This is a genomic window from Breoghania sp., from assembly GCF_963674635.1.
Taxonomy (GTDB): Bacteria; Pseudomonadota; Alphaproteobacteria; order Rhizobiales; family Stappiaceae; genus Breoghania.
This window is the reverse complement of sequence record NZ_OY771475.1, coordinates 3983826-3995602: the sequence shown is the minus strand read 5'-3', so window position 1 is coordinate 3995602 and position 11777 is coordinate 3983826. Positions and strand designations below refer to the sequence as shown.

Here is an 11777-nt window from a genome sequence, read left to right as displayed (position 1 = left end):
GGCTCTTTTCCATGGCCGACAAAACGGATTTACCGTCCCTCCCGGCAATGACCGCTCAAGCCCCGTGATAGTGGCGCCACGCGCGATACGGCCTCCTCTCCCATGGGGAGAGGTCTGGGGTGAGGGGATGCGATCTCTCATGGATACGGCGGAGCCCGAAACCCCTCACCCGGCGCGATCCGCGCCGACCTCTCCCAATGGGAGAGGTAACCGGGCCGGGCTCTTCTTCGCCGCGACATGCCCGGCTCAAGAAGCCAGCCATCCACAATGTCATCGAGAGGAGGCGCAACGCGCCGTCTCGATGGATCGGCCACACACGCTGCGCGCCGAGACCTCACCGCCACCGCCAATTCGCATCAAGACGCAAGAAACGGGTGTCCTGCGCCGCCTGCCTGCGATTAAAGTCGCAGCCTCGCCAAAGGATGGACGCCCATGACCGCAAATGCCCGCACCGCGCCTGCCCAGACCGAGATCGGCGCAACAGCCACCTCTTCGAGCGCACCGCGCCAGATGACGTCGCTCGCCTGGACACTGCTGATCACCCTGTCGATCCTGTGGGGCGGCTCGTTCTTTTTCACCAAGGTGGCGGTTGCCGAAATCGGGTCGATGGAGATCGTCTTCCTGCGCGTCGCGCTCGCCGCCATCGTGCTTCACATCGTTCTGCGGCTGCGCGGCCTCGCCTTCCCGCTCTCATGGAGCGGCTTTGCCCCCTTTCTGGTGATGGGGGCGATCAACAACGTGGTACCTTTCACCCTTCTGACCTGGGGCCAGACGCAGATCGCGTCGGGTCTGGCATCGATCCTCAACGCCTTCACCCCGATCTCCACCGTCATCATCCTGCACCTGTTCACCACCACCGACCGGGCCACCCCGATGAAGGCGGTTGGTGTGGTTCTGGGCTTTTGCGGGGTCGCGGTGATGATCGGCACGGCTGCCATTTCCGGTGTCGGAGACCACCTTCTGGCCGAACTCGCCTGCCTCGGCGCGACGGTTTCCTATGGCACCTCCGCGCTCTATGCCCGCCGTTTCATGGGAACGCCCGCCCTGGTGACCGCGGCGGGCCAGCTCACCGGATCCTCGATCATCCTCTTGCCCATCCTGCTCATGAGTGGCGGCCTGATCGACCTTGCAGCCAACTGGCCTTCGACAGAGGTCGTGATCGCCATGGCGGGGCTGGCGTTCCTGTCCACCGCGCTCGCCTACCTTCTCTTCTTCCGGATCCTGTCGGTCGCAGGCCCCGCCAACGTGATGCTGGTCACCTTCCTTGTTCCGGTCAGCGCGATCCTCGCCGGGGTGTTTGTTCTGGGAGAGCAGCTTCAGCCGCGCCACTGGGCGGGGATAATGTTGATCGCCGCCGCCCTTGCGACCATTGACGGCCGCCTGCCGCGTCGTCTCGCGCGGGCCTTGAGGCGCAATTGAAATCGATTTGAAGACCATTGAAGGCTTTCAAACGGGAATGGCGGAAAACCGCCATTTTTCCCTCCCGTTTTCGAATGCGTTCGATAAATCTCTGTAACGCGTTCGAATCGATCGTTTGACCGTCCAGCCCCTGTGCATTCGACACATGGGAAATGGCCGCCCATCCTTCGAGACGGCATCTGCGATGCCTCCTCAGGATGACGTTATCGCGTTGTGAAATCGCAAGAAGCCAACAACACACACAACGTCATCCTGAGGAGCCTGCGAAAGCAGGCATCTCGAAGGATGGGCCACACGCAACGACCGGCAAGCCCCGGACGGGATGCCCTGAAAGCCCACCCCGAAACGCAAAACGGGGCGGGAAATATCCCCGCCCCGTTTCTGTAATTTATGCTCGGACTGAACGCTATCAGAAGCGCAAGGGGCGGACGTGCTTGACCAGCGGCAGCGCCTTCAGCTTCTCAAGTGTTTCCTCCGGCACCTCGCCGTCCACTTCCAGAAGCGCGATGGCGTCGCCGCCCGGCTCATTACGACCGAGCGCGAAGGTCGCGATATTGATGCCGGCCTCACCCAGAAGCGTGCCGAACTTGCCGATGAAGCCCGGCTTGTCCTCATTGGTGATGTAGAGCATGTGCGCCCCGAGCGAGGCTTCCATGTCGATGCCCTTGACCTGGATGATGCGCGGGCTCTGGTCAGCAAAGATCGTGCCCGCGACCGAACGCTGCTGACGCTCCGTCGAAATCGTCAGGCGGATATAGGTGCCGTAAGCGCCCTGCTGGGGACGCTGCACCTCTTCCACGTTGATGTCGCGCTCGCGCGCAAGGGTCGGGGCAGACACCATGTTGACCGACTGGAGAAGCGGGGTCAGCACACCGGTGAGCGCCGCCGCAGTCAGGGCCTTGGTGTTCAGCTCCGCAACACTGCCCTCATACTCGATGCGAACACCCTTGATCGCGCTTTCGGTCAACTGGCCTGCGAAGGACCCGAGCTGCTCGGCGAGTTTCACGTAAGGCGTGAGCTTTGGCGCTTCTTCCGCCGAAATCGACGGCATGTTCAAGGCGTTGGTGACACCGCCATGCATCAGATAATCGGAGATCTGCTCTGCAACCTGCAAGGCCACATTCTCCTGCGCTTCCTGCGTGGCCGCCCCCAAATGCGGGGTGCAGACGAGGTTCGGCGCACCGAAGAGCACGTTTTCCTTCGCAGGTTCCTCGACAAAGACGTCGAAGGCAGCACCCGCGACCTGACCGCTGTCCAGCGCCGCACGCAGCGCCGCCTCATCGACCAGCCCGCCGCGCGCGCAGTTGATGATGTAGACGCCCTTCTTGGTGGACGCGATGGCTTCCTCAGACAGGATGTTGCGGGTCTTCTCGGTGAGCGGCGTATGCAGCGTGATGAAATCGGCGCGGCGCAGAAGCTCGTCCAGTTCCACCTTTTCAACGCCCAGATCGCGCGCCCGCTCCTTGGACAGGAACGGATCATAGGCGACCACCTTCATGCGCAGGCCCATGGCCCGGTCGGCGACGATGGTGCCGATGTTGCCGCACCCGATGAGGCCCAGCGTCTTGGCCGTGATTTCCACGCCCATGAACTTGGACTTTTCCCACTTGCCGGCCTGCGTGGAGAGGTCCGCCGCCGGGATCTGACGCGCACAGGCAAACATCATTGCAACGGCGTGTTCAGCGGTCGTGATGGCGTTGCCGAAGGGCGTGTTCATCACGATGATGCCCTTGGCGGTGGCCGCCGGAATGTCGACGTTATCCACGCCGATCCCGGCGCGGCCGATCACCTTGAGCCGGTCGGCCTTGGCGATGATCTTTTCCGTCACCTTGGTGGCGGAGCGGATGGCGAGACCGTCATAGTTGCCGATGATCTCGGCCAGCTTGTCCTTGTCCTTGCCCAGATCGGGCTGGAAATCGACGTCCAGTCCCCGATCCTTGAAGATCTGGACGGCCGCCGGCGAAAGCTTGTCGGAAATGAGTACCCTGGGTGCCATGATCGAGCAGTCCCCTTGGAAAGGCGAAGCGCCTCGCGCGCGCCGGGAGCCCAACCTCCCCGCCGCATTCCGGACCGGTTCAACCGGTCCGGAAAGTCAGGCAATTCGCTGAATTTTCAACGTGATGTGAAATGACCAGCTGCCCTCAGGCAGTGGCGAGCTTTGCCTTCTCGGCCTCAAACGCCCAGTCGAGCCAGGGCGTCAGCTTGGCGAGATCGCCCGCTTCCACCGTCGCCCCACACCAGATCCTGAGGCCTGCAGGCGCATCGCGATACGACCCGATGTCATAGGCAACGCCTTCCGCATCGAGCGCGGAAACGATGGCCTTGGCAAAGGCGGCTTGCGCCTTTTCATCGAGCGCGGTGACCGCCGGATCGACGATCTTCAGGCACACGGAGGTGTTGGAGCGGATGGCCGGGTCTGCCGCCAGGAAATCGACCCACGGGGTCTTGGCAGCCCAGTCGGCCAGCACCTTGGCGTTGGCGTCGGCGCGACCGCACAGGCCGTCGAGCCCGCCCACGGACGCCGCCCAGTCGAGCGCGTCGATGTAATCTTCCACGCAGAGCATGGAGGGCGTGTTGATGGTCTCGCCCTTGAAGATGCCCTCGTTGAGCTTGCCGCCCTTGGTCATGCGGAAGATCTTCGGCAGCGGCCATGCGGGCGTGTAGCTCTCAAGGCGTTCCACGGCGCGGGGGCCGAGGATCAGGACGCCATGGGCCGCCTCGCCGCCCAGCACCTTCTGCCAGGAGAAGGTGACCACATCGAGCTTGGCGAAATCGAGCTTCTGCGCGAAAGCGGCAGAGGTCGCATCGCAGATCACGAGGCCTTCGCGGTCCGCCGGGATCCAGTCCGCATCCGGGACGCGGACGCCCGAGGTTGTGCCGTTCCAGGTGAAGACCACGTCATGGGAAAAATCGACGGAGGCGAGGTCCGGCAATTCGCCGTAACCGGCTTCCAGCTTGCGCGCATCGAGCTTGAGCTGCTTGATGACATCGGTCACCCAGCCGGAGCCGAAGCTTTCCCAGGCCAGCATGTCCACGGGCCGTGCGCCCAGAAGCGACCACAGCGCCATCTCCACCGCGCCCGTATCGGATGCGGGCACGATGCCGATGCGATAATCGGCGGGCACCTGGAGAATTTCGCGGGTCTTGTCGATGGCGGCGGCGAGCTTCGCCTTGCCGATCTTGGCCCGGTGCGAACGCCCGAGCGGGGCGTCCTTCAGGCCATCGAGCGTCCAGCCGGGACGCTTGGCACAGGGGCCGGAAGAGAAATTGGGATTGCCCGGCCGCGTGGCCGGTTTGGTATTCGCTGTCATGTATCTACCCTCACAGATAGGCGCCCCTCGTTGGGGAGGGGTGTCCCACTGACCGGGGTAGTCGAAAATTCCGGGCCGGTCAATCGGCCTGTTGGGCCACTGCTCGCGCGGGCCTGACACCTCTGCATCTCTTCAAGACACGATGACGCCGGGGCGGGGGAGAGATTTTTCGACACATTTTCAATGGCCTGATGAAATACGAAAACGGGCCGGGAGACACATCTCCCGGCCCGTTTTCACACCCGACCCGGCCAGCCCAGATCACTTGGTTCTTGCGTGAGCGCGTATCAATTGAAGTTGTAGCGCAGGCCCACGCGCATCTCGTGCGCATAGATGTCGTCATACTCGATACGGTTCTTGGTGCTATAGATCCGACCACTCTTGGCCTTGCCGAGCGACCGGAACTGATAGCCGGCATCGATCATGACATTCGGCGTGAGCTCATAGGATGTGCCCGCCATCAGGGCCCAGGCCAGATCGACCCGACCGTGATCGCGATACGTGCCGGTGATCCCGCCGGCGTTGACGAAACGGATATCCGTCGCGCGCAGATAGGACAGGCCGATACCGGCGCCCACATAAGGGGTGAAGCCATGCCAGGTGCCGAGGTCCGCGTAGGCGTTGAACATCAGCGACCAGGCATCGATATTCGCTGTTTCGAGAGAAGAGGAACCGCCACCGCAACTCGTCACGCAACGTGCGCGTCCGGAGTAGCCCGCCTTGAACTCGTGATCCACCGTCACATCCGCACGGAACCAGCTGTTGAAGTAGTAGCCGACACCAGCGCCGACCAGAGCCGTGTGATCGAGGCTCTCGCTCCAGAATTCACCGATATTGTTGTAAGTCGTACGTGCGGCCGGATCGGCATAGATCTTGAAGCCGATGTCGCCGCGCAAGTACCAGCCCCCCTCCGGAGCCACATAGGGCTCGGGAATGTATTCAGGCAAATCTGCAGCTGATGCGACCGACGGAAGTGCGAACGCAATACTGGCTGCGATGAAAAGTCTCTTCAGGTTGCTCATCTCGCACCCCATCCCTTGTGTTGTGGCCGCGGCGCGGAAGCACCTACCGCACCACCCGCTTTCACAGACGAACGTGATGGGTAGTACTTATGAACGGGAAAGCTTAATGGGCGCTTAACCCTAATGAAATTGGCTAATAAATAGTATTAATAGAACTTTACATTAACCTTTCCAGTTAATAAATTCTTAGGACACACTAACGCATTCGTAAATCGCTGACCAACTCCGAGACGCTGCCAGCCCCGGAAATCGCTATAAATATCAATAAACAGTCCCTGTTTCCTGCGCACAATGCCGTAGGTCGCATGGTTAACGATTTCCATCGACGCCCCGCCCGCCGCCTCGAAAAAACAATTGTTTTAAAGAAAATGGCATTCGGAATGACCCGGCCTTTCGCACGCTCTGGCGGCAAGGCAACAGCGTCATTCTTTCCTTTTTCGCACAAAACTGGGCATACAGATCCGTTGGTGGGGATTTGAACCTGTGCTGCTTGCAGCCAGCCATCGACAAGCGCGCGGGTCAGACCTGTGTTGAAACCCCTGAACTGGCGTCTCAGAATAGTATTTTTCAAATATAACTACGCCAGTCGGAGCATATGACTTCGGACAGAGCCATTTTCTCCCACCCCAGGCGTTCGAGCCTGGAGGCAGACTGAAACCCCGCCCATGGCAAGTTGCCAGGTCGGTCATGCAACTGCTGGAAGACCTGTTGCGACAGGCTCTGACAGATCACAGGTTTACAAACGGGGCCGAGGGCCGGTCGCCCCCTGATCACCTGGCGAAACTCAGGCGGCGACCTTTGTCACGGCGGCGCAGATATCATCGACCACGGCATTGACGAGATCGAGATCGTCGCCTTCTGCCATCACCCGGATGAGCGGTTCGGTGCCGGAGGGACGGATGACCAGACGCCCGCCGTCGCCGAGCCTGGCCTTGCCCGCCTCGATTGCCTTGACCACATCGTCCGCCTCCAGCGGCTTGCCGCCAGCGATACGCACGTTCTTGAGGACCTGCGGTACCGGTTCGAACCGGCGGCAGACCTCCGAGACCGGACGCTCCTCCTGGCGCACGACAGCAAGCACCTGAAGGGCGGCCACGAGGCCGTCACCGGTGGTGGAGAAATCCGACAGAATGATATGGCCAGACTGCTCGCCACCCAGATTGAAGCCGTTCTGCCGCATGTGCTCCACCACATGGCGGTCGCCCACCTTGGTGCGCGCAAGCGTCAGGCCGAGGCTGTCCAGATGCCGCTCCAGCCCCAGATTGGACATCACGGTGGCAACGATACCGGGCTGGGAGAGCTGCCCGCTCTTCTGCCAGCTTTCCGCCACCACGGCCATGAGCTGGTCGCCATCGACCACCTCACCCTTTTCATCGACAAGGATCACCCGGTCCGCATCCCCATCGAGCGCGATGCCGATATCGGCGCGCAACTCCCGCACCCGCTCGCAAAGCGCCCCGATAGAGGTGGAGCCGCAATCCTTGTTGATGTTGAGCCCATCGGGCTCAACGCCGATGGAAAACACTTCCGCGCCCAGTTCCCACAGCACTTCGGGCGCGGTGCGATAGGCCGCGCCATTGGCGCAATCGACCACGATGCGCATGCCCTCAAGGCTCATGTTGCGCGGGAGCGTCCGCTTTGCGTATTCGACATAGCGATCGCGCACACCGTCGACGCGCTTGGCGCGGCCAAGATCGCGCGGCGCGGCCAGCTTGCGGGTCAGATCGCTCTCGATCAGGCTTTCGATTTCACGCTCAACCTCGTCGGAGAGCTTGAACCCGTCGGGACCGAAAATCTTGATGCCGTTATCGGCAAAGGCATTGTGGGAGGCAGAGATCATCACGCCGATATCGGCCCGCAAGGAGCGCGTCAGCATGGCGACCGCAGGCGTGGGAATGGGCCCCAGCTGGAAGACGTCCATACCGGCGGAGGTGAAGCCCGCGATCAGCGCCGTTTCGATCATGTAACCGGAAAGGCGCGTATCCTTGCCAAGCACCACCCGGTGGCGATGGCCGCCATTGCGGAAGATGATGCCGACGGCCATGCCGACCTTCATCGCCACTTCCGGGGTGATCGGCCACTTGTTGGCCTGCCCGCGAATGCCGTCCGTTCCGAAATAGCTTCTGCTCATGAATCCGCCAATGTCCTGAACCGTGGCATGGCGCGACCGGAGCGTCCCGGGAATGGGTCGCGTTGCACGGCTCGCCCTGCCTGTCGTGAATGATTGCCCGGTTGCAAAAGGAAACCCGTCGCCCGCCCGCACCATCCATGCGTGCGTCTACATAGCGAACTATGGTTGGCAAAGGGTTCAAAAATTGTTTGCGTTTGTGACAAGCGCCGCAGACCGCGCGCGGGGGATGACGACGCGGCCATGAAAAAAGGCCCGTCGAAACGGGCCTTTTCAATTCTGTCGGCGATCCCTTCCGGATCGGCGCGGTCCGGTCAGGGACCTGACGCTCAGCCCTGAGGCTGCGGCTCAAGGCCGCCGCCAGCCGGTTCATCACCGTCCTTCTTGGGCGTACCGGTCTTGGGCACTGCCGAGCCACGGATGATCGGCTCATCATCGAGATCGCGGACCGGCGGCTTGCCGTCGAGCAGGTTGCGGATCTCGTCGCCGGAGAGCGTCTCGTATTCCAGAAGCCCCTTGGCGATGATGTGAAGCTGATCCTCGTTCTCGGTAAGGATCCGCTTGGCCGTCTCGTAGCCGGTGTTGACGAAGCCCTTGATCTCGGAATCGACCAGCTTCTGGGTCTCGTCCGAAACGTTCTGGCTGCGCGCGACCGAATGGCCGAGGAAGACCTCTTCCTCGTTCTCCGCGTAAAGCAGCGGTCCCAGCTTGTCGGACATGCCGAACTGGGTTGCCATGGCGCGGGCCAGCTTCGTCGCCATCTGGATATCGCCGGACGCGCCCGAGGTCACCTTCTCGTAGCCGAAGATCATCTCTTCCGCCACGCGGCCACCCATGGCCACCGCCAGATCCGCATGGCACTTGGCGCGCGTCAGCGAGACCTGATCCTTTTCCGGCAGACGCATCACCATGCCGAGCGCACGTCCGCGCGGAATGATGGTCGCCTTGTGGATCGGATCGGAGGCCGGCATGTGCAACGCGATCAGCGCGTGTCCCGCCTCGTGATAGGCGGTCAGCTTCTTTTCCTCTTCGGTGAGCGCCAGCGTGCGGCGCTCCGCCCCCATCATCACCTTGTCCTTGGCGTCCTCGAACTCCGACATGGTGACCAGACGCTTGCCGCGCCGGGCAGCCAGCAGGGCCGCCTCGTTGACGAGGTTCATCAGATCCGCGCCGGAAAAGCCCGGTGTGCCGCGCGCCAGCGTCTTGACGTTGACGTCGGGCGCGAGGGGAACCTTGCGCATATGGACCTTGAGGATCTTCTCGCGGCCGGTGAAGTCCGGGTTCGGCACCACGATCTGACGGTCGAAACGGCCCGGGCGCAGCAGCGCCGGGTCCAGAACGTCGGGCCGGTTGGTGGCGGCGATCAGGATGATGCCCTCGTTGGCCTCGAAACCGTCCATCTCGACCAGCAGCTGGTTCAGCGTCTGCTCACGCTCATCGTTGCCGCCGCCAAGGCCCGCGCCACGATGGCGGCCCACGGCGTCGATCTCATCGATGAAGATGATGCAAGGGGCGTTCTTCTTGGCCTGTTCGAACATGTCGCGGACACGGCTCGCGCCGACGCCGACGAACATTTCCACGAAATCCGAACCGGAAATCGTGAAGAACGGCACATTGGCCTCGCCCGCAATGGCGCGCGCCAGAAGCGTCTTACCCGTACCCGGAGGGCCGACGAGCAGCACACCGCGCGGGATACGACCGCCGAGGCGCTGGAACTTCTGCGGGTCGCGCAGGAATTCCACGATCTCTTCCAGATCTTCCTTGGCTTCATCAACGCCGGCGACATCCTCGAAGGTGACGCGGCCATGGGCTTCCGTCAGCATCTTCGCCTTGGACTTGCCGAAGCCCATCGCCTTGCCACCGGAGCCCTGCATCTGGCGCATGAAGAAGATCCAGATACCCAGAATGAGCAGCATCGGCAGCGCGCTGATCAGGGTGCTGATCAACGAGAAGCCTTCCGCGCGCGGCTTGGCCGTGACGTTCACACCCTTGGAGCGAAGGATATCGACATATTGCTCGTTTTCCGGAGCATAGGTCTGGAACGTGCCGCCCTTGGCGTAATGGCCGGTGATCTGCTGTTGCTGGATCACGACGTCGCTGACGTTGCCCTGTTCCGCTTGATCGAGGAACTGGGAGAACGCGATCTCCGTCGTCGTGGTGCGCTGGTTCGAACTCTGGAACAGCTGGAACAGAGCGATCAGCAAGAGGGCAATGATCACCCAGAGCGCGAAATTCCGGAAATTTGAGTTCATAACGGTCCCTTGGCCGCCGGTCGGGTCTCGCGCAAGCGGACTATTCCATCCGATGCAAGGCGTCCCCGACGGGGGTTCGATTGGACGCACGCCATCTGGGCGTCGTCTGTGGCTTTCCTGCCGAAAGATAGGCCTCGCCCCCACCCGGAACAAGGCATGGAGCCATTATCAATCGAACGATGTCGACATTTTGTTAAGGCGGGAACGCAGCGGTAACTTTTTCCCGCATGCCATTTTCTCAAATGCAACCGCCTCATCGCGGCGCAAACCGCACCGGAAACCCTCGCCTTGCCTGCGAAAAATCCCCGAATTCCGCGACTTTGGCGAAGCTCAGGCGCTCACGCCTCTACCAAGCCGCCGCATCGAGATACATCCGCGCCATCCGGTGGCGGGTTCAATCTCAAATCCCGGCACGGCAAGGATTTCCGTTGCTCCGGTACATTTTCCCTCAGGATGCGCGGTTTCGGGAACGCGGTCATCCACGCCCGGCTCCCTATCTCGCATGTCGTGCGACGGATCCACGCGGGCCAGCACAGCCGGGGCCGTTGCGAAAGCAGTACGCGGCCAGCCTTCCGGCGGCGCAAGCCCGATTCGCTTCAAGCCCCCCTCGCCCAATGCCTGGACCCGCACCGGCCCCGCCGCATCCTTGCCAAGCGTGACGGCGAAGCGATCATCCCAAAGCCCGGTCTCGCCGGGCTCAAGATCAAGCTCGCAAAGCCCCTGCCGTCCACGTTCGCGATGGATCACGACCTGGCCGCCGCGTGATGCGATCACGCAGCCGCCCAATGTGCGACGAAGACAGGGCGATGCGGGGGAACGAAGGCCCGCCAGAACCGCTTCCAGACGCGCCAGACGGGGCACGTGAACCGCCCCCGCCGTATCGCGCAGCAGCCGCGCCAGAAGACGCAAGGCTATTTCCTGGGGCAGATCCTCCAGAAGCGCGGACGGGAACCGGCAGGGCCCGGCGGGATGATGCACGACGTGCGCCTCCACGACCCGGTCCACCCAGCCATCAAGCGCCTCGGCGGCACGCGCCATGGAGTGCGCGGTCGCGGCCAGCCTTTCGGGGCCGAGCCCCTGCGCCTCAAGAACCGGCAGGAGACGACGCATGCGCACCCGCCGGTATTTCGGATCTTCATTGGAAGGATCGTCCACCCACGTCGCGCCAAGGACGTCGAGCGTCGCTCTCAGCCGGGCGCGCGAAACATCGAGGAGCGGACGCAGAAGCACCGTGTCGGCGCGGCGGCTCTCGCGCGCCATGGCCGAAAGCCCATAGACGCCGCTGCCGCGCGCAAGTCGGTCGAGAAAGGTCTCCGCCTGATCGTCGCGGGTGTGGGCGAGCACGAGCCCGCATTTTTCGGCCCCTGCCGGTGTGGCGGCCGCAAGCGCCTGCGCCATCAACGCATAGCGCGCGGTGCGCGCGGCGTCCTGAATGCCGGCTTCCGGCTTCGCTCCGCGCCAGTGCAGGGTGTGGTGGGGAAGGCCCATGGCGGCACAAAGGGCGGCCACCATCGCCGCCTCCTGGGCCGCTTCGGCCCGCAAACCATGATCGACGGTGAAAACAACCGCTTCCGGCGCTGCCGGACAGGCGCGCCTCCAGCGATCGAACAGATGCAACAAAGCCATGGAGTCGCCCCCACCGGAA

7 protein-coding genes are annotated in these 11777 nt (G+C 62.6%); 1 reads left to right on the top strand and 6 read right to left on the bottom strand.

Annotation, left to right across the window (positions count from 1 at the left end; all coding sequences use genetic code 11):
- Positions 1 to 432: 432 nt before the first annotated feature.
- The gene (locus tag ABGM93_RS17350; protein WP_321501579.1) at positions 433 to 1419 is read left to right on the top strand and encodes a DMT family transporter; all 987 of its coding nucleotides are present in this window, start codon (positions 433 to 435) and stop codon (positions 1417 to 1419) included.
- A 409-nt stretch (positions 1420 to 1828) separates the two neighbouring features.
- On the opposite strand, the gene serA is transcribed toward ABGM93_RS17350, so the two are convergent.
- The 6 genes from serA to tilS all read right to left on the bottom strand — a co-directional run bounded on the left by serA (position 1829) and on the right by tilS (position 11758).
- Positions 1829 to 3415: a phosphoglycerate dehydrogenase gene (gene serA / locus ABGM93_RS17345; RefSeq protein ID WP_321501577.1), complete on the bottom strand. Its 1587-nt coding sequence runs from the start codon at positions 3413 to 3415 to the stop codon at positions 1829 to 1831.
- A gap of 145 nt (positions 3416 to 3560) precedes the next feature.
- On the bottom strand, positions 3561 to 4730 hold the full coding sequence (locus ABGM93_RS17340; protein ID WP_321501575.1) for a phosphoserine transaminase: 1170 nt from the start codon (positions 4728 to 4730) through the stop codon (positions 3561 to 3563).
- A gap of 287 nt (positions 4731 to 5017) precedes the next feature.
- On the bottom strand, positions 5018 to 5752 hold the full coding sequence (locus ABGM93_RS17335) for an outer membrane protein (protein ID WP_321501573.1): 735 nt from the start codon (positions 5750 to 5752) through the stop codon (positions 5018 to 5020).
- A gap of 784 nt (positions 5753 to 6536) precedes the next feature.
- A complete protein-coding gene (gene glmM, locus ABGM93_RS17330) occupies positions 6537 to 7883 on the bottom strand; it encodes a phosphoglucosamine mutase (protein WP_321501571.1) in 1347 nt (448 codons plus the stop codon).
- A 326-nt stretch (positions 7884 to 8209) separates the two neighbouring features.
- Positions 8210 to 10132, bottom strand: coding sequence for an ATP-dependent zinc metalloprotease FtsH (ftsH, locus tag ABGM93_RS17325; RefSeq protein WP_321501568.1), 1923 nt, complete (start codon positions 10130 to 10132; stop codon positions 8210 to 8212).
- Between the two features lie 330 nt (positions 10133 to 10462).
- Positions 10463 to 11758, bottom strand: a complete 1296-nt coding sequence (gene tilS, locus ABGM93_RS17320; RefSeq protein WP_321501566.1) for a tRNA lysidine(34) synthetase TilS — start codon at positions 11756 to 11758, stop codon at positions 10463 to 10465.
- Between the last annotated feature and the right edge of the window lie 19 nt (positions 11759 to 11777).

Bases quoted from the DNA above. Each gene is read 5' to 3' on its own strand.
- ABGM93_RS17350 (WP_321501579.1), top strand. From the start codon at position 433: ATGACCGCAAATGCCCGCACCGCGCCTGCCCAGACCGAGATCGGCGCA.
- serA (WP_321501577.1), bottom strand. From the start codon at position 3,415: ATGGCACCCAGGGTACTCATTTCCGACAAGCTTTCGCCGGCGGCCGTC.
- ABGM93_RS17340 (WP_321501575.1), bottom strand. From the start codon at position 4,730: ATGACAGCGAATACCAAACCGGCCACGCGGCCGGGCAATCCCAATTTC.
- ABGM93_RS17335 (WP_321501573.1), bottom strand. From the start codon at position 5,752: ATGAGCAACCTGAAGAGACTTTTCATCGCAGCCAGTATTGCGTTCGCA.
- glmM (WP_321501571.1), bottom strand. From the start codon at position 7,883: ATGAGCAGAAGCTATTTCGGAACGGACGGCATTCGCGGGCAGGCCAAC.
- ftsH (WP_321501568.1), bottom strand. From the start codon at position 10,132: ATGAACTCAAATTTCCGGAATTTCGCGCTCTGGGTGATCATTGCCCTC.
- tilS (WP_321501566.1), bottom strand. From the start codon at position 11,758: ATGGCTTTGTTGCATCTGTTCGATCGCTGGAGGCGCGCCTGTCCGGCA.